Source organism: Burkholderia pyrrocinia (assembly GCF_001028665.1).
In the GTDB taxonomy this organism is placed as follows: domain Bacteria; phylum Pseudomonadota; class Gammaproteobacteria; order Burkholderiales; family Burkholderiaceae; genus Burkholderia; species Burkholderia pyrrocinia.
This window is the reverse complement of sequence record NZ_CP011504.1, coordinates 3093708-3111087: the sequence shown is the minus strand read 5'-3', so window position 1 is coordinate 3111087 and position 17380 is coordinate 3093708. Positions and strand designations below refer to the sequence as shown.

Genomic DNA, 17380 nt, shown 5'->3' with positions numbered 1-17380 from the left:
CGGATCTGAACGATCAGTCGGCGAGCGGCTGCGGCGCACGGCGCCGCTGCCAGTTTCTTTCACTGAAATGCAGATAGAGCAGGCCGGGCAGGCCGAGCGCGAGTTCGCGCGCGCGCTTCGCGAGCGACAGCGCGAGCGCCGCGTCGGGCGGCAGGCCGACCAGCGGCGCGAGCAGCAGGTAACCGCCTTCCTGCGCGCCGAGCGAGCCCGGGATCGCGAAGGCCGCGCCGCGGATCGCCTGGCCGACGCTTTCGAGCAGCAGCGCGTCGAGCCAGCTCACCGGGTGCCCGAGGAAGTGCAGCGCGAGCCACACTTCCGCGGTGCCGACGATCCAGCCGACGAGGCTCAATGCGAAGGTCTTCGCGACCTTCGCACGATCGCGGTACAGCGCACCGACCGCGTCGTCGATCGCGTCGGCGCGGGTCGCGAGCGACGACCAGTCGCGCGGGCCGAGCAGCTTCGACGCGAGGCGCAGGCCGCGGCCGAACAGCCCGCGCCGCTGCGCCAGGTAGAACAGCGCGGCGAGCGCACCGAGCACGCCGGTGGCGATCAGCGCGGGCGTGCGCAGGTGCGCGACCGACTCGTGCGTGGCATAGAGGCTGAACGCGGCGATGCCGATCAGCGCGAACGCCATCTGCGCGAGCGCCTGCATCGTCGTACTGACGGTCACGGCGGCGGCCGCGTCGGCCATCCGCGTGCCGCGCTGCGCGAGGTGGCGCACCATCAGCACGGGGCCGCCGATCTGCCCGGCGGGCAGCAGGCTATTGACCGATTCGCCGACCCAGCGCGCGCGCAGCGCGTTGCCGAGCTCGGCGCCCGGCTGGCCGCGGCGGAACATCACGGAGATCGCGATCGCGTCGATCACGAGCGGCACGACGTGGAACGCCGCGACGAGCGCGAGGCCCCAGCCGGCCGCGAGGAACGTGGACGCGACCGCGCCGATGCCCTGCCATGCCAGGAGTGCGATGAAGAGTGCCGTCCCGAGGGACAGCAGGATCAGGCCGGCGCGTGTCATGACCCGGTCGTGCGTCGCGTGGCCAGTTGCTTGAACACCTGGCGGAAGCCGAAATACGCGATCGCGTCCTTCATGTTCGATATGAAGCGCTTCCACGGCCGCATGCCGGGGTTCGTCACGTATTCGAAAGTCAGCGACACGCGCATCTCGTTCTGGCCGAGCGGCGTGATGCGGTGGCGCAGCTTGTCGCCGTCGAACAGCACGATGCCGCCGTCGGCGATCTGCACGGAGCCCGGTTCGTCGGGCACGTCCGGGTTGCGCGTGTGCAGCTCGTAGTCGAGCCGGCACGACGATTCGTCGATCACGCCGATCAGCAGCGTGTAGCGGCGGCCGTCGTAGTACGACGTGTCGTAGTGCCAGCCGATGTGGTCGCCGGGCTTCGTGTAGTAATACAGCGCATACGCGTGCGGATCGTCGTCCGGCGACAGCATCAGCTTGTCGCCCGTAACCTTCTCGAGGAAGCCGATCAGCGCCTTCGACCGATACAGCTCGGCGATGTACGGCGCCTGCTCGTCGATCGCATGGCGGCTCACGCTGCCGCCCTGCTTGTGGCCGGGCAGGTAATTGCGGTTCAGGCCGGCCTGCATCGCGCGGGCCGCCGCCGCGAGCTTCGCGTGCGCGTCGGCCGGCAGGAACGCGTCGAGGTACAGGAACGACCCCTGGCGCGTGTAGTCGTCGCGCAGGCGGTCGAGGTCGAGATGGCCGACGCAGTCGGCCACCGTGCGATCGGGGGCGGACGCGGCCGCGCGCGCAGGCGCGGGGCGTGCCGGGCTCAGCACGGAGTCGTCGCGCGTGCTCGGAGTCATTTGGAAGCCTGGATTTCGGTTGGGTTTTGAGCGCCCCCGGACCTGTCGCTGCGCGCCAGGCCCCCCGACGGGGTCAAGAAAACCTGGGGCGACCCGGCGTTTTCTTGCGGGAGGTTGCCGCGCCGGACGATGCGCCACCAGTCGATCACGACCCACGCGGCGAACAGCGGGGCGCCGATCGACGCCGCGAGCAGGAACGGCTCGACGCCGTCGACGAGCGTCACGATCGGCAGCAGGTACAGCACGTCTTCGGTCTCGAAGCCGCCGGCGAATGCCTGCTTGGTGCCGGCCTTGCCGGCGATCGATTCGATCCGCATGCGCAGGAAGAAGATCAGCGCGACGGCCGCGCCGGCCACCGCGCCGAGCAGCACCGGCGACGCGGCCATCTGGCCGCCCTGGGCGACGATGCCGAGGCCCATGCTGACGAACAGCGCGATCGTCACGAGCGCATCGGCCGCGAGGTCGTAAAAGTGACCGATCTTGCTGGATTTGCCGCTGATGCGCGCGAGTTCGCCGTCGGTGTGGTCGACGAAGTTCGACAGCACGATCAGGAACGCGCCCGCGTTGCTCCAGCCGAAGCCGCCGTGCGCGAGGCACCAGGCGCCGGCAAGGCCAATCAGCAGACGAAGCGTAGTGAGGTGATTCGGGGTGACCGGCGTATCGACAAGCGGTCGGACAAGCGAGCGCGCGAGCCGCGCATCCCAGGTGCGTGGCAGGGGGGGCTCGGAGCGTGTGGCGGTTTTTCTTTGGTCCATCGGCGAAATATATACGGAATTGTAATTTGTTGCTTTTTATTCGATCAGTGTCCTGACATACAGGGGTGTTACCGCGTCTTGCGGGGCGTGGCCGGTCGAAAACCGGGCGTGCGAAAGGGCGCGCAAACGCGGCGGCCGGGCCCGTATTCCAGTGTGGTTCGCATCACGCGGCTGTCAAGGACGGACGGGCCTCGAAGGCCGGCGCGGCAGTGCTTTTCGTACCTGCCGGCGGACGGCGCGCGGCGCATGCGACCTTGACCTGCGACAGGCCCGGAAAAGGCGCATCGGGCGACAATTGGCCGCGCCGCAAGCGGGTCGGCAATTGTCGATGGACAGGCGATAAATTCCAATGGGAATCCGCTGATTAATACGCATGGGTTGGCGATCGTCGGCTGGCCATTCGGCTCGCTGCTTTCATGCACCTTTCGTGTGCATCCGGTGCATCCGGTGCATCCGGTTCATGCGGAGCGCCTGTCACAGAACGGTCGTTCGATACCCGGCAAATCCGGCAAGGATCTTTTGCATCCAGCGGACATTTCGCGGCGATCGCCTCTGCGATACTCCGACCATGCCTGTGGTGCCGGCCGCCCCGCGCGGCCCCAAGGGCTTCATGTCGCTCCGGAGACACCCCCCGCGACGTCAACGACAGACCAAAGCGTCAGAAACCAGCCATGTCTTCATCACGCATCCTTGCTCCCGCCCTGCGTTCGCTCGTCCGCACCGCCGACGAAGCCGCCGCGCTGATCCGTCCCGGCATGACCGTCGCCATGAGCGGCTTCACCGGGTCGGGCTATCCGAAGGCCGTACCGGCCGCGCTTGCCGCCCACATCGACGCGGCTCACGCGCGCGGCGAGGACTTCCGGATCAACGTGCTGACGGGCGCGTCGACCGCGCCGGAACTCGACGGCGCGCTCGCCCGCACCAACGGCATCTCGATGCGGCTGCCGTACCAGTCTGACCCGACGCTGCGCGACAAGATCAACAGCGGCGAAGTCGACTACCAGGACGTCCACCTGAGCCACGTCGCGCAATACGCATGGTTCGGGCTATACGGCGATCTCGACGTCGCGATCGTCGAAGTCGCGGGCATTCGCGAGGACGGGCTGCTGATTCCGTCCGCGTCGATCGGCAACAACAAGACGTGGCTCGAACGCGCGAAGCACGTGATCCTCGAGGTCAATTCGCGCCAGCCGCTCGGCCTCGACGGGATGCACGACATTTACTACGGCACCGCGCTGCCGCCGCATCGCAAGCCGATTCCGCTGACGAAAAGCGACGACCGGATCGGCGAGCCGTACCTGCGCTGTCCGGCCGACAAGATCGTCGCGATCGTCGAGACCGACGCGCCCGATCGCAGCAATGCGTTCTCCGCGCCGGACGAAACGTCGAAGCAGATCGCGCTGCAACTGATCGACTTCCTGCGCCACGAAGTGAAGCGCGGCCGCCTGCCTGAAAACCTGCTGCCGCTGCAGTCGGGCGTCGGCAACATCACGAACGCGGTGCTCGCGGAACTCAGCTCGGCCGGCTTCTCGAACCTCACCGCGTACACCGAAGTGATCCAGGACGCCATGCTCGACCTGCTCGACGACGGCACGCTCAGCTTCGCGTCGGCCACCGCGCTGTCGCTGAGCCCGGCCGCCGTGCAGCGCTTCGCCGACGAGATCGCGACGTTCCGCGAGAAGATCGTGCTGCGCTCGCAGGAGATCAGCAACCATCCGGAACTCGTGCGCCGCCTCGGCTGCATCGCGATGAACGGGATGATCGAGGCCGACATCTACGGCAACGTGAACTCGACGCACGTGATGGGTACGAAGATCCAGAACGGCATCGGCGGTTCGGGCGACTTCGCGCGCAACGGCTACCTGTCGTGCTTCATGTCGGCGAGTACCGCGAAGGGCGGCGCGATCTCGCGGATCGTGCCGATGGCGAGCCACGTCGACCATACCGAGCACGACGTCGCGGTGGTCGTCACCGAGCAGGGCCTCGCTGACCTGCGCGGCCTGTCGCCGAAGCAGCGCGCACGCAAGGTCATCGCGACCTGCGCGCACCCGGATTACCGGCCGATGCTCGAGGACTACTTTGAGCGTGCGTCGCGCGAGAGCTTCGGCAAGCACACGCCGCACCTGCTTGCCGAAGCGCTGTCGTGGCACGAGCGCTACGTGCGGACCGGGACGATGAAGGTCTGACGAGGCGCGGCGCGAAGCGGGCGCGCGCCGCGCGTGCGCTCGCCGTGATCGTCAATCCATCGCCGCGTGCGCGACATCGACGCTCGCCGTTTTCTGCGGCGGGCGGATCAGCAGCAACAGCGGAATCATCAGCAGCGTCGCGACGAACATCAGCTTGAAGTCGTTCAGGTACGCGATCATCGTCGCCTGCTGGTTGATCGTGCGGTCGAGCAGTGCGAAGTCGAGCCGGCTGCCGGCCATCGCCTGCACGGCCGGGTTGAACGGCGTGATGTGGGTCGCGAGGTCGGCATGCGCGACCTGCGTGTTGCGCGTCATCAGCGTCTGCACGATCGAGATGCCGATACTGCTGCCGATGTTGCGCATCAGGCTGTAGGTGGCCGTGCCGTCCGCACGCAGGTCGGGCGGCAGCGTCGAGAACGACAGCGCGCTCAGCGGCACGAACACGAGCCCCAGGCCGAAGCCCTGGACGACGCCTGGCCACACGATGTCCGACTCGGACAGCACCGCCGTGTACTGCATCATCTGCCACAGCGCGAGCGCTGAGATCGACAGCCCCGCGAGCAGCAGCAGCCGCGCATCCACGTATTTCAGCAGCCGCCCGACGAATAGCATCGCGATCATCGTGCCCGCGCCGCTCGGCGCGGTGACGAGGCCCGTCGTCGCGACCGGGTAGCCCATCAGGTTCTGCAGCATCGGCGGCAGCAGCGCGCGCGTCGCGTACAGCACCGCGCCGACGACGAAGATGAACAGCGTGCCGGTTGCGAAGTTCGGGTCGCGCAGCAGTTCCGACTTGAAGAACGACGCCTTGCCGACGGTCGCCGTATGCACGAGGAAGAACGCGAAGCCGAGCGCCGCGACGAGCGCCTCGATGCGGATTTCGTATGAACCGAACCAGTCGAGTTGTTCGCCGCGGTCGAGCATCGCCTGGAACGCGCCGATCGCGAGCGCCAGCGTCGCGAAGCCGAACGCGTCGAATTTCACGTGTGGGCGCGGTGCGCGCGCGGGCAGGAAGGTCATCACGCCGGCCAGCGCGAGCGCGCCGATCGGCACGTTGATGAAGAACACCCAGCGCCAGTTGTAGCTGTCGGTGAGCCAGCCGCCGAGCGTCGGGCCGAGGATCGGGCCGACCATCACGCCCATCCCCCAGATCGCCATCGCCTGGCCCTGTTTCTCGCGCGGGTTGATGTCGAGCAGGATCGACTGCGACAGCGGCACCAGCGAAGCGCCGAACACGCCCTGCAGCAGCCGCGCGCCGACGATCTGCACGAGCGTTTCGGACAGCCCGCACAGCGCCGATGCGACCGTGAAACCCGCGATCGACACGATCAGCAGCCGCTTGACGCTCAGCCGGTCGGACAGCCAGCCGGTGAGCGGCGTCGCGATTGCCGCGGCAACGATATAGGAGGTCAGCACCCACGTGATCTCGTCCTGCGACGCGGACAGCGTGCCCTGCATGTGCGGCAGCGCGACGTTCGCGATCGTGCTGTCGAGGGTCTGGATCAGCGTGGCGAGCATGATCGACAGGGTCAGCATCGGCCGGTTCAGGGCGGGCGAGGCGGGGGCGTCGGCGGCGGGGTTCAAGCGGTGTCTCCGTGGGGCGGTCGCCGTGGGCGGCGATCCGACATGACTCGAATTATAAGCACGCTTATTATATATCTGCTTATCGCCGGGTCTCGAGCCGAGGGCCAGTGACGGCTTGACCCTATAATCGCCGGATGGACAAGACCTACGAGAACCGGATCGGCTACCTGATTTCAGACGTAGCCCGCCTGCAAGGACGCCTGTTCGACCGGCGCGCGAAGCGCATCGGGCTGACGCGTGCGCAAAGCCGCGTGCTCGCGTACCTGACTTGGAAGGGCGAGATGAACCAGGCGCGGCTCGCCGAATGGCTCGAGATCACGCCGATCTCGCTCACGCGGCTGCTCGACCGGATGGAAGCTTATGGCTGGATCGAACGCATCGCGAACGACGACGACCGCCGCGCGTTCGTGATCCGGCTGACCGACAAGTCGCGCGAGATCTTTCCGCAGATGCTCGAAGTCGGCGATACCGTCGCCGACGACGGGCTGCGCGGCTTCACGCCCGACGAGCGCGATACGCTGGTGCGGCTTCTCGGGCGCGTGCGCCACAACCTGATCGACTGCGGCGGCGAATGATGCGCGTCGCCATCCGGGCGCGCCGGATGGCGGGATCGAAAACGACGGGAACGCCGGGAGACATGGCACGGGCACGACGTAGCGCGGGTTTCGGCGACGGCCGGCCGAGCCGGACCCGGACCCACCCGGCATGGCTCCTGCAAAGCCGTGTGCTCAACGGGCCAGCGCCGCGAGCGTGAACGCCGCCAGATAGAGCCCCACGCCGTACGACAGATGCGTGACGAGACTGCGTCGGCGCGCGACGCCCGGATGCGGCGTGCGCGACGCCGCAATGCCGAAGCCGAACGCAGGCTGCATCACGAAGAACGGTGCGACCACGCTGGCGAGGCCGGCCACGAGCGCGGGGAGCGGCGTCGGCGTGCCGATCCATTCCGTGCCCGCGATCGCGACGGGCAGCGCCGCGAACGCGATGCCGATCGCGTAATGCGCGATCCAGCCGAGCGCACGCTCGCCCGGCACGGGCGGTGCGGCGACGATCGACACATGCCGGAACCGGCCGTGCATCATGTGGCCGACCCAGCGGCCGACCAGTGCATAGTCGAGCGACGGAATGCCGAACGCACGCTGCCGGAACAGCGTCCACAGATCCATCACGAGGGTGGCGCCCGCGCCGATCGGCAGCAGGTCGAGCAGGACGTCGGGCGGGCTCATCGCGCACCTCCGCGGCGAACGGCGACGGCTGCGCGGCGCAGCGGAATACGAGTCGGTTTCAGCGGTTTCATGGCGGTCCACGCTTGTCTTTACGAAGTCGAGCGACTATCTTGCAACTTCAAGTTAACTTGAGGTCAAGCATGAGCCGTCTGGACATTGCGGACGTCGCGCGGCGCACGGGATTGCCCGCGTCGACGCTGCGCTACTACGAGGAGAAGGGGCTGATCGTCCCGACCGGCCGGCATGGGCTGCGGCGGCAATACGACGAATCGGTGCTGGAGCGCCTGGCGTTGATCGCGCTCGGCCGCGAGGCCGGTTTTTCGCTCGACGACATCCTCGCGATGGTCGGCGCGGACGGCCGGCCCGCGATCGATCGCGCGAAGCTCGACGGCAAGGCCGACGAACTCGATCGCACGATTCGCCGTCTCGGCGCCGTGCGCGATGCGCTGCGGCATGCGGCCGTGTGTCCGGCGCCGAACCATCTCGAATGTCCGTCGTTCCAGAAGCTGCTGCGGATCGCCGCGCATCGTCATCCGGCGCGCCGTACCAAGGCGGACGGCGCGTAAGTCGTCCGCCTGCGCGATGCGCGTGCATCGACGGGTGGCGGAGTCGGTCGGACTACCGGGCGGCGCGCTGCGCCAGTGCGGCCGGACGTCGTCAACAAGACGTCCGACGCATGACTCATCCCGCGTAATACACGCGGCACTCCATCTCGCGCCCGCGCACGATGCGCTTGCCGACGAGCGAGCCGAACGTTTCGGTGAAGACGGTGCGCTGGTGTTCGCACTGCACCGCGTCGTAGAAATAGAGCGAAACCCAGTCCATCGTGTGGCCGGATTCCGGCGTGCGCGCGGCGGCGTGCAGGCACAGCGCCGTGAAATGCCAGCCGCCTTTCGTCATGTGCATCACGGGCGGCGGCACGTAGTCGTCCGCGTTCATGCGTCGGTGCGTGAGCATCGGCAGCATGCCGGCGGCGGCCTTGTTGCGGTACTGGCGATCGATGTAGAGCAGCAGCTCGATGGGCGGCTCCGTGCCGGGGCCGGCGTTTTCCACGTGGCCCTGCCAGCGCCGGCGGCGGCTCAGCACGTCGTCGAGCGCGGTGCGGATGCCGACCGCACGCCGCGGGCCGACGCCCGCGATCGTTTCGAGCTGGCCGTTGCGGGCCGCGCGTTCGAGCTCCTCGAGCGTGTCGATGTGCAGCGTGTCGTGAATGCGCAGCGCGAGCGCGTGGCCGATACCCGGCACGGCCTCGAATGCGGACGTCCGTTCGGCATCGCCGCGCAGCCGGTCGAGCTGGCGCCAGCGTCCCGTCACCAGCAACTCGGCGATCGCCTGCGCGACACCCGTGCCGATGTCGGGCAGTGCGCCCAGCGCATCGACGCCGCCGGCTTCGAACAATGTGCGGAGGTTGCGGTCGAGTACATCGACCGTATCGGCCGACGCGCGGTACGCAGCGACGCGGTAAGGATTCGCGCCCTGGTCGGCAAGCCACTGCGCGGCCTCGCGCAGGCATGCCGCGATGTGCCGGTTTTCCTCGTACGTTTGGCTGGCGGTCGACTGCATGGAGAGGGACCCGGGGAAGCACAAACGGAATGGACGCGGCGAGCGATGCGCCGGTCGGCTTTTGATCATTGTCGCGACGCACGACGTGCAAAACTTGATGCACATCAAATCGCAAACGTAACACAGGCGCGGAGTGTACGGTCGTGCCGCATGCCGGCACGACCGTGCGTCGCGTGACGCGATTACGCGTCGAGAAACGACTGCGCGTTCTCGGCCTCGGCGGCCGTGCGCAGCGCGGCGAGCGCCCGCTTCTCGATCTGCCGCACGCGTTCGCGCGACATGCCCGCGTCCTGCGCGATCGCGTCGTACGTATCGGGCTCGGTGCCGCCGAGGCCGAACCGCCGGCGCAGCACGTCGGCCTCGGCCGGCGTGACCGAACGCAGCAGCGACGTCACGCATTCGCGCATGCGTGTGTCGGCCAGTTGCTCGAACGGGCTGGCCGACGCACGATCCTCGATCAGGTCCACGAGGCCGGTGTCCGTGTCGGGCAGCGGCGTGTCGAGCGAGACGGGCTCGGCGGGCAGCGCGAGCACCGCGCGCAGCTTGTCCTCGTCGAACCCGGTTTCGGCCGCGAGTTCGGCAGGCGTTGCCTGGCGGCCGGTGCGCTGGCGAAAGCGCAGCGCATGCCGCCGTACACGCTGGTACTGGTCGCCGACGTGCACGGGCACGCGGATCGTGCGCGAGCGATCCGCGACCGCGCGCGCGACCGCCTGGCGGATCCACCAGGTCGCATAGGTCGAGAACTTGAACCCGCGCCGATATTCGAATTTCTCGATCGCGCGCATCAGGCCGAGACAGCCGTCCTGCACGAGATCGGGCAGGTCGATGCCGCGGTTCATGTACTTGCGCGCGATCGACAGCACGAGCCGCAGGTTCGCCTCGAGCATCGCGCGTGTCGCGTCGTGCACCTTCTGCTGGCCGTCGGTCAGCGCTGCCGCGAGGGCACGCCGGGCGACCGCGTCGAAGCAGCCGGCTTCGCCCGCGGCGGCGTCATGCGGTGCTGCCGCGAGCGCGCGCACGACGCGGCTTGCGTCATCGACGGCCGGCGCGACCCACGCGATCGAACCGAGCAGGGCAGCCATGCGGTTGCGCGCGTCGCGGTATTCGTCCGAACGGCAGCCATGCGCAAGCAATGCGCCGCGCAGCGCCGACACGGCTGCCTGCAGCGCGTCGTAGCTGGCGGGCACGGGCGTGTCGCCGTCGCCGTCATCGGGCGATCCGGTTGCGCTGGCGGCACCCGTTGCACGGTGACGCGCAAGCAGCGCGTCGACCGCCGCCGGACAGCCGGCGAGCGCGTGCAGCACCTGGTGGCGGCCCGTCTCGATTTCGCGGGCGAGCACGATTTCACCTTCGCGCGTGAGCAGCGGCACCGCCTGCATGCGCCGCATGTAGAGCGCGAGCGGATCGGTCGACGCGCTCGTGCCGCGTGCGAGGTCGCCAAGCACGGCCCGGCCTTCGTCGAGCGTGTCGCGATCGACATCGACAGGTGCCGGGCCGGCGAACGGCGCAGGTGCGGCCGGCTCGTCGAGCACGGCGATGCCGATGTCGGCGAGCGCGGCGCGCACGACGTCGAGCGCGTCGGCGCTGTCGCTTTCGGGCGGCAGCGCGTCGACGAGGTCGGCGTGCGTCAGATAACCCTGTTCGCCGGCGAGCGCCAGCAACTGGATGATCGGATCGAGCGGCGTGTCCGCCCGGGGAGTGGGGCGTGGCGTAGTCATGTCGATGGCGGCGTGAGCCGCGCTCCTGTCGGGGGCGGACCGAAGTCTGCCGGTTTCCGGCCGCCGGGTGTCCGCGAACGCTCGTCCGCGCCGGTCAGCCTGACATCGTTCAAGTTGAGGGCATTTGCGCCAACTTCAACGCGGGCGCGGCAGACGGGCCAGCACGCAGCATACCCGCACCACCGCCGGCGCAGGAAACAAAAAGTAACCGATCATACCCGCTGAAATCTGCAGGGGACGTAAGCTAGAGTCAGGCGCGCGCCCGGCGGCGGCGCGCGGATTTTGCCGGAGCACGAGATGAACCCGATTCCCGCCGCGAGACCCGCCGTCATCGCGTTGTCCGCGCTGACGCTCGGCGGCTGCTACTACACGAGCCCGTACGGCTATGCGCCTTATTACGCACCGGTGCCCGCCACGGTAACGCAGCGCGAGATTCCGGTTGCACCGGCCGCGCCCGGTCCGGCCGTTTCGCCGGCGCCCACCGCGCCCGACACGTCGGCCGACGTCGGCACGCCGGCGCCGGTCTATGTCGTGCCGGCCTATGTGCCGCCGCCGTATCCGTACTACTACCCCGCGTACTACCCGGGCTGGTACGGGCCGCCCGTCACGATCGGCTTCTGGGGCCGTTGGGGCGGTGGATACTGGGGCGGGCGCGGCGGGTACTGGCATCGTCCGTGGGGCGGCGGGCATTGGGGCGGCGGCCACTGGGGCGGCGGCCATCGGCACTGACCGACGTGCGGCGGGGCCGCGCGGGAGAGCATCATGAGCAACACGATTGTCCGAAGTCTGTGCGTCGTCCTGCTTGGCCTCGCGGCCGCGCCAGGCGTCGCCGATGCGCAGAGCACCGCTTACACGAACTCGCCGGCCGAACTGTTCGCCGGGCCGGCGCCTGATTATCCGGTGGTCGCGGAGCTCCCGCCCGACACGGCGCTGGACGTATTCGGCTGCCTGAGCGACTACTCGTGGTGCGACGTCGCGCTGCCGGGCGTGCGCGGCTGGATCGATGCGCAGTTGCTTGCGTATCCGTACCAGGGCAGCTACGTGCCGGTGCTCGAATACGGCGCGATCATCGGCGTCCCGGTGACCGGATTCGCGATCGCCGCGTACTGGGATCGTTATTACCGGCACCGCCCGTGGTTCCACGACCGCGATCGCTGGGCGCATCGCGCGGAACCGCGGCTCGGCCCCGGCGGGTTCCCGCCGGGACAGGGCCGTCCGCAGCCGGGCGGGCCGATCCAGGCCGCGCCGGGCGGCCCGTCGCCTGGGCCGCATGATGCGCGGCCGTCGGCCACGCGCGGCGGCTGGAACGGAGCGAACCGTACGCAGCCGCCGGCGGCACCTGCGCCGATGCCGGGCGCGGCGGGCAATGCTCGTTCGGCAAGCCCGCCGCCGGCCGTCATGCATCCATCACCCGCACCGGGCGGTGAAGTCCGTGCGATGCCGCCGCCGATGCGTCAGGGAGGAGGAGGTGGCGGCGGTGGTGGTGGCGGTGGCGGCGGTTACGTGCGGCCGCAAGGTGGTGGAAATGGCGGCGGTAGCCACGGCGGCGGTGGCGCAGGAGGCGTCGGATCCGACGAATTCCGTCGCTGACGGCGCCGGCGCGGCGGGTTCGCCGCGCGCCGGACGAAAAAAAGCCGCTCCGGAGAGCGGCTTCTGGATCGGGCGAGCGGGCGAGCGGGCGGTCAGGCGGTTGTATGGCCCGCAGCCCGACCGGATGGGATGCCCGTTGCCGGTACCCGTCGCCGGCCGACCGTCGCCGGTAGGCCGACCCGTCAGTCGTCGAGCAGCGACAGGTCGCGCACCGCACCCTTGTCGGCCGACATGACCAGCTTCGCGTAGGCCTTCAGCGCCGCGGACACCTTGCGCGGGCGCGGCTGCGCCGGCTTCCAGCCCTTCGCGTTCTGCTCTTCGCGGCGGCGCGCCAGTTCGTCGTCCGAAACCAGCACGTCGATCGTGCGGTTCGGGATGTCGATGCGGATCTTGTCGCCGTCGCGCACGAGGCCGATCGCGCCGCCCGCTGCCGCTTCCGGCGAGCAGTGACCGATCGACAGGCCCGACGTGCCGCCCGAGAAGCGGCCGTCCGTCAGCAGCGCGCATGCCTTGCCGAGCCCCTTCGACTTGATGTAGCTGGTCGGGTAGAGCATTTCCTGCATGCCGGGGCCGCCCTTCGGGCCTTCGTAGCGCACGATCACGATGTCGCCGGCCTTGACCTTGTCGTTGAGGATGTTCTCGACCGCTTCATCCTGCGATTCGGTCACGTGAGCCGAGCCTTCGAACACGAGGATGCTCTCGTCGACACCGGCCGTCTTCACCACGCAGCCGTCGAGCGCGATGTTGCCCGTCAGCACGGCGAGGCCGCCTTCCTTCGAGAACGCATGCTCGTACGAGCGGATGCAGCCTTCGGCGCGGTCGAGGTCGAGGCTCGGCCAGCGCGTGTCCTGGCTGAACGCGACCTGCGTCGGGATGCCGGCCGGGCCGGCCAGGTAGAACGTGCGGACCGCGTCGTCCTGCGTGCGGACGATGTCCCACTGGTCGAGCGCGTCCTTCAGCGTCGGTGCGTGCACGGTCGGCACGTCGGTGTGCAGCTTGCCGGCGCGCTCGAGCTCGCCGAGGATCGCCATGATGCCGCCGGCGCGGTGCACGTCCTCGATGTGGTACTTGTTCGTGTTCGGCGCGACCTTGCACAACTGCGGCACGACGCGCGACAGGCGGTCGATGTCCTTCATCGTGAAGTCGATGCCGGCTTCCTGCGCGATCGCCAGCAGGTGCAGGATCGTGTTGGTCGAACCGCCCATCGCGATGTCGAGCGTCATTGCGTTCTCGAACGCCTTGAAGCCGACCGAGCGCGGCAGCACGCGTTCGTCGTCCTGCTCGTAGTGCTGGCGGGTCAGCTCGACGATGCGGCGGCCGGCGCGCTTGAACAGTTGCTCGCGATCGGCGTGCGTGGCGACTACCGTGCCGTTGCCGGGCAGCGACAGGCCGAGCGCTTCGGTCAGGCAGTTCATCGAGTTCGCGGTGAACATGCCCGAGCACGAGCCGCAGGTCGGGCAGGCCGAACGTTCGACTTCGGCGACTTCGGCGTCGGAATACGACGGGTCGACCGCGATCACCATCGCGTCGACGAGGTCGAGCTTCTTCAGTTCGACGGTCTTGGTGACCGGGTTCGCGAGGCGCGTCTTGCCGGCTTCCATCGGGCCGCCCGACACGAAGATCACCGGGATGTTGAGGCGCATCGCGGCCATCAGCATCCCCGGCGTGATCTTGTCGCAGTTCGAGATGCATACCATCGCGTCCGCGCAGTGCGCGTTCACCATGTATTCGACCGAGTCGGCGATGATGTCGCGGCTCGGCAGCGAATAGAGCATGCCGTCGTGGCCCATCGCGATGCCGTCGTCGACCGCGATCGTGTTGAATTCCTTCGCGACGCCGCCGGCAGCCTCGATTTCGCGCGCGACGAGCTGGCCGAGATCCTTCAGGTGCACGTGCCCGGGCACGAACTGGGTGAACGAGTTGACGACCGCGATGATCGGCTTCGAGAAATCGTCGTCTTTCATGCCGGTGGCGCGCCACAGCGAGCGCGCACCTGCCATGTTGCGGCCGGCGGTGGAGGTTTTGGAACGGTAAGTGGGCATTGTGGTTGCTGAAGAAATATCGCGGAAAAGGGTGGAGGCACGGGAATAAAGGCCTCTCTCGCGCCCGTGCGAACAACCTCTTGAGCTGCGCCCTGGGCAAACCGGGCGATTATCCCACAGCCGCCGCGGGCGTGGCGCCCGCGGGGCCGGCGGCCGGCGCGTGCGATGTGCGCGGCGCGGCCCGCGCGGGCGGTTGCGGGACGCCCGCGCGGCCGGTCCGGGAGGCGGCCGGATGGCGCTTTATCGACGATGCATGCGCGCCGCCTCCGCGTTCCGGCGTCAGTCGAGCAGCGTCAGGATCTCGTCGTAAAGCGCCGTCGGAATCCGCACGCCGTTCGCGATGCTGCGCGCGCGGGCGTCGAAGCGCCGTTGCGACGGCAGCCGCGCGCCCTGCGCGACGATCGACCCGAACATCCGCTCGCCGCGCGCGAGCCCCGCGTCGAGATCGTCGCCGAGGAACACCTTCGGATCGAACGCGATCACGAGCTCGCCGTGACACGGCGTCGCGCCGATGCCTTCGTCGAAGTCCATCGATTCCTGGCTCGTCATGTCGCCGATCAGCGCGCCGCCGAGCAGTTCGACCATCGCCGCGAGCGCCGAGCCCTTGTGGCCGCCGAACGTGCGCATCGCGCCCTGCAGCGCGGCCTTTGGATCGGTGGTCGGCTGGCCGTCGGCGTCGATCGCCCAGTGCGGCGGAATCGCCTTGCCTTGCTTCGCGTGCAGCTCGATGTCGCCGCGCGCGATCGCGCTCGTCGCGAAATCGAACACGAACGGCTCGCCGCCCGGGCGCGGCCACGCGAACGCGATCGGGTTCGTGCCGAACACGGGTTCGCGGCCGCCTTCCGGCGCGACCCAGCTATGGCTCGGGTTCATCGCGATGCCGACCAGCCCCTCGGCCGCGATCGCCTCGACCTCGGGCCACAGCGCGGAGAAGTGGTAGCAATGGTTGATCGCCATCGCGGCGATCCCGTGCTGCTTCGCCATCTCGACGAGCACGGGCAGCCCGGTTTCGAAGCTCAGCAGCGAGAAGCCGCGATGCGCGTCGACCGCGACGATCGACGACGACAGCCGGCGCAGCGTCGGCACCGCTTGCGGATCGACCTTGCCCTTGCGCAGCGAACGCACGCAGACGAGCAGCCGGTACACGCCATGCGAATGGCATTCGTCGCGCTGGCCCTGCGTGATCACGTTGGCGATGGCCCGCGCATGCGCGTCGGACATCCCGTTGTGCGTCAGCACGCGCAGCGCGAGCGCATGGACTTCGTCGAGCGACAGGACGACTTCGGCGGTTTGCTCAGACATGGTTCACCTCGCGCGGCGCGGGCACGCCGTCGATGCGCTGCGGCACGTTCAGCGGATTGCCGTTGCGGATCGCTTCCGGCAACAGCGCGTCCGGCAGGTCCTGGTACGACACGGGGCGCAGGAAGCGCTCGATCGCGCGTGCGCCGACGGACGTCGTGCGCGTGTCGGACGTCGCCGGGAACGGGCCGCCGTGCACCATCGCATGGCCGACCTCGACGCCGGTGCCGAAACCGTTGACGAGAATGCGGCCGGCCTTGCGCTCGAGCGTCGGGCGCAGCGCGGCGAACAGCGACGTGTCGCCGTCGGCGAGATGCGCGGCGATCGTCAACTGGCCTTCGAGCGACTTCAGTACGCGATGCAGCGTGTCGGCGTCCGGGCAGCGCACGATCAGCGAAGCGGGGCCGAACACTTCCTCGCGCAGTTCGGGGCGCGCGATGAACGCGTCGGCCGACGTCGCGAACAGCGCCGCGCGTGCCTGATAGCGACTGCCCTCGACGCCTTCCGCGAGCAATTCGACCGCATCGTGCCCGCGCAGCGCCGCGACGCCTTGCGTGTAGCTCGCGTGGATGTGCGGCGTCAGCATCGTCTGCGCGGCCGCCGCGCGCACGGCATCGGCCGCTGCGGCTTCGAACGCGCGCAGCGCCGGGCCGTCGACCGCGAGCACGAGGCCCGGGTTCGTGCAGAACTGGCCGGCGCCGAGCGTGAGCGATGCGACGAACTGCGGCGCGATCGCATCGTGACGCGCATCGAGCGCGGCGGGAAACAGCAGCACCGGATTGATCGAGCTCATTTCCGCATAGACGGGAATCGGCTCGGGGCGTGCGGCCGCGATGTGCATCAGCGCGACGCCGCCGCGACGCGAGCCGGTGAAGCCGACGGCCTTGATGCGCGGATCGGCGACGAGCGCCTGGCCGATCTCGCGCGACGCGTCGAACAGCAGCGAGAACACGCCGGCCGGCATCCCGCATTCGCGGGCGGCCTGCTGGATCGCGCGGCCGACGAGTTCCGACGTGCCGGGATGTGCGGAATGCGCCTTGACGATCACCGGGCAGCCGGCCGCGAGTGCCGAGGCCGTATCGCCGCCGGCGACCGAGAACGCGAGCGGGAAATTCGACGCGCCGAACACGGCGACGGGCCCGACCGCGACGTTGCGCAGGCGCAGGTCGACACGCGGCAGCGGCTTGCGCTCGGGGCGCGCCGGATCGATCCGTGCATCGAGAAAGCCGCCGTCGCGCACCAGCGACGCGAACAGCGCGAGCTGGCCGACCGTGCGGCCGCGTTCGCCTTCGATGCGTGCGCGCGGCAGGCCCGTTTCGGCGACGCAGCGCTCGATCAGGTCGTCGCCGAGCGCCATGATGTGGCGGCCGATTGCGTCGAGAAATGCGGCGCGCGCGTCGAGCGTCGTTTCGCGATACGTGTCGAACGCGTCGTCGGCGAGCGCACAGGCCGTCTCCAGGTCGTGCAGGCTCGCGCCGCCGAAAGCAGGTTGGAGTGGCTCGCCCGTCGCGGCGGCGATCGCGTGGAGGGTGCCGTTCTGTCCGGCGACGGCTGACTGGCCGATCAGGAGCTGACCTGTGAGTTGCATGGTTTTCCTCG

The 17380-nt window shown here is 69.0% G+C and carries 15 protein-coding genes; 5 read left to right on the top strand and 10 right to left on the bottom strand.

Annotated features, from left to right (window positions below; translation table 11 throughout):
- Positions 1–13: 13 nt before the first annotated feature.
- Genes ABD05_RS29900 through ABD05_RS29890 form a run of 3 tightly spaced genes read right to left on the bottom strand, consistent with a single transcriptional unit; the run spans position 14 to position 2576 of the window.
- Positions 14–1015, bottom strand: a complete 1002-nt coding sequence (locus ABD05_RS29900) for an HpnL family protein (protein ID WP_047903528.1) — start codon at positions 1013–1015, stop codon at positions 14–16.
- Positions 1012–1821, bottom strand: a complete 810-nt coding sequence (locus ABD05_RS29895; protein WP_047903527.1) for a HalD/BesD family halogenase — start codon at positions 1819–1821, stop codon at positions 1012–1014. The genes ABD05_RS29900 and ABD05_RS29895 overlap by 4 nt, the downstream gene beginning before the upstream one ends.
- Positions 1818–2576 (bottom strand): CDP-alcohol phosphatidyltransferase family protein, encoded by a 759-nt coding sequence (locus ABD05_RS29890; protein WP_047903526.1) that lies wholly within the window; start codon positions 2574–2576, stop codon positions 1818–1820. Before ABD05_RS29890 ends, ABD05_RS29895 begins: the two co-directional genes overlap by 4 nt.
- A 671-nt stretch (positions 2577–3247) precedes the next feature.
- Between ABD05_RS29890 and ABD05_RS29885 the strand changes: the two genes are divergently transcribed.
- Positions 3248–4762, top strand: coding sequence for an acetyl-CoA hydrolase/transferase family protein (locus ABD05_RS29885; RefSeq protein ID WP_047903525.1), 1515 nt, complete (start codon positions 3248–3250; stop codon positions 4760–4762).
- Between the two features lie 51 nt (positions 4763–4813).
- Here the strand turns inward: ABD05_RS29885 and ABD05_RS29880 are convergent, their stop codons facing one another.
- Positions 4814–6343, bottom strand: a complete 1530-nt coding sequence (locus tag ABD05_RS29880; protein ID WP_047903524.1) for a DHA2 family efflux MFS transporter permease subunit — start codon at positions 6341–6343, stop codon at positions 4814–4816.
- A gap of 134 nt (positions 6344–6477) precedes the next feature.
- On the opposite strand from ABD05_RS29880, the gene ABD05_RS29875 reads away from it, so the two are divergent.
- Complete coding sequence (locus tag ABD05_RS29875; RefSeq protein ID WP_047903523.1) at positions 6478–6918, top strand: MarR family winged helix-turn-helix transcriptional regulator; 441 nt, start codon at positions 6478–6480, stop codon at positions 6916–6918.
- A 153-nt stretch (positions 6919–7071) separates the two neighbouring features.
- Here the strand turns inward: ABD05_RS29875 and ABD05_RS29870 are convergent, their stop codons facing one another.
- Positions 7072–7569, bottom strand: a complete 498-nt coding sequence (locus tag ABD05_RS29870; protein ID WP_047903522.1) for a DUF2938 domain-containing protein — start codon at positions 7567–7569, stop codon at positions 7072–7074.
- A gap of 140 nt (positions 7570–7709) precedes the next feature.
- On the opposite strand from ABD05_RS29870, the gene ABD05_RS29865 reads away from it, so the two are divergent.
- On the top strand, positions 7710–8135 hold the full coding sequence (locus ABD05_RS29865) for a helix-turn-helix domain-containing protein (protein ID WP_047903521.1): 426 nt from the start codon (positions 7710–7712) through the stop codon (positions 8133–8135).
- Positions 8136–8250: 115 nt separating this feature from the next.
- On the opposite strand, the gene ABD05_RS29860 is transcribed toward ABD05_RS29865, so the two are convergent.
- Positions 8251–9132 (bottom strand): helix-hairpin-helix domain-containing protein, encoded by an 882-nt coding sequence (locus ABD05_RS29860; protein WP_047903520.1) that lies wholly within the window; start codon positions 9130–9132, stop codon positions 8251–8253.
- Between the two features lie 182 nt (positions 9133–9314).
- The gene (locus ABD05_RS29855; protein WP_047903519.1) at positions 9315–10850 is read right to left on the bottom strand and encodes a sigma-70 family RNA polymerase sigma factor; all 1536 of its coding nucleotides are present in this window, start codon (positions 10848–10850) and stop codon (positions 9315–9317) included.
- Positions 10851–11147: 297 nt separating this feature from the next.
- Here ABD05_RS29855 and ABD05_RS29850 point away from each other — a divergent pair, with 297 nt between their 5' ends.
- Complete coding sequence (locus ABD05_RS29850) at positions 11148–11579, top strand: hypothetical protein (protein WP_047903518.1); 432 nt, start codon at positions 11148–11150, stop codon at positions 11577–11579.
- Between the two features lie 33 nt (positions 11580–11612).
- Positions 11613–12440 carry an SH3 domain-containing protein gene (locus ABD05_RS29845; protein WP_047903517.1) on the top strand — a complete coding sequence of 276 codons (828 nt, stop codon included), beginning with the start codon at positions 11613–11615 and terminating at the stop codon, positions 12438–12440.
- Positions 12441–12622: 182 nt separating this feature from the next.
- Here the strand turns inward: ABD05_RS29845 and ilvD are convergent, their stop codons facing one another.
- The 3 genes from ilvD to ABD05_RS29830 all read right to left on the bottom strand — a co-directional run bounded on the left by ilvD (position 12623) and on the right by ABD05_RS29830 (position 17369).
- A complete protein-coding gene (gene ilvD / locus ABD05_RS29840; protein WP_047903516.1) occupies positions 12623–14482 on the bottom strand; it encodes a dihydroxy-acid dehydratase in 1860 nt (619 codons plus the stop codon).
- Positions 14483–14761: 279 nt separating this feature from the next.
- A complete protein-coding gene (locus ABD05_RS29835; RefSeq protein WP_047903515.1) occupies positions 14762–15784 on the bottom strand; it encodes an Ldh family oxidoreductase in 1023 nt (340 codons plus the stop codon).
- Complete coding sequence (locus ABD05_RS29830) at positions 15777–17369, bottom strand: aldehyde dehydrogenase (NADP(+)) (RefSeq protein ID WP_047903514.1); 1593 nt, start codon at positions 17367–17369, stop codon at positions 15777–15779. The genes ABD05_RS29835 and ABD05_RS29830 overlap by 8 nt, the downstream gene beginning before the upstream one ends.
- Positions 17370–17380: the final 11 nt, after the last annotated feature.

Coding starts and splice junctions, on each gene's coding strand:
- ABD05_RS29900 (WP_047903528.1), bottom strand. CDS start 1,015: ATGACACGCGCCGGCCTGATCCTGCTGTCCCTCGGGACGGCACTCTTC.
- ABD05_RS29895 (WP_047903527.1), bottom strand. CDS start 1,821: ATGACTCCGAGCACGCGCGACGACTCCGTGCTGAGCCCGGCACGCCCC.
- ABD05_RS29890 (WP_047903526.1), bottom strand. CDS start 2,576: ATGGACCAAAGAAAAACCGCCACACGCTCCGAGCCCCCCCTGCCACGC.
- ABD05_RS29885 (WP_047903525.1), top strand. CDS start 3,248: ATGTCTTCATCACGCATCCTTGCTCCCGCCCTGCGTTCGCTCGTCCGC.
- ABD05_RS29875 (WP_047903523.1), top strand. CDS start 6,478: ATGGACAAGACCTACGAGAACCGGATCGGCTACCTGATTTCAGACGTA.
- ABD05_RS29870 (WP_047903522.1), bottom strand. CDS start 7,569: ATGAGCCCGCCCGACGTCCTGCTCGACCTGCTGCCGATCGGCGCGGGC.
- ABD05_RS29865 (WP_047903521.1), top strand. CDS start 7,710: ATGAGCCGTCTGGACATTGCGGACGTCGCGCGGCGCACGGGATTGCCC.
- ABD05_RS29860 (WP_047903520.1), bottom strand. CDS start 9,132: ATGCAGTCGACCGCCAGCCAAACGTACGAGGAAAACCGGCACATCGCG.
- ABD05_RS29855 (WP_047903519.1), bottom strand. CDS start 10,850: ATGACTACGCCACGCCCCACTCCCCGGGCGGACACGCCGCTCGATCCG.
- ABD05_RS29850 (WP_047903518.1), top strand. CDS start 11,148: ATGAACCCGATTCCCGCCGCGAGACCCGCCGTCATCGCGTTGTCCGCG.
- ABD05_RS29845 (WP_047903517.1), top strand. CDS start 11,613: ATGAGCAACACGATTGTCCGAAGTCTGTGCGTCGTCCTGCTTGGCCTC.
- ilvD (WP_047903516.1), bottom strand. CDS start 14,482: ATGCCCACTTACCGTTCCAAAACCTCCACCGCCGGCCGCAACATGGCA.
- ABD05_RS29835 (WP_047903515.1), bottom strand. CDS start 15,784: ATGTCTGAGCAAACCGCCGAAGTCGTCCTGTCGCTCGACGAAGTCCAT.
- ABD05_RS29830 (WP_047903514.1), bottom strand. CDS start 17,369: ATGCAACTCACAGGTCAGCTCCTGATCGGCCAGTCAGCCGTCGCCGGA.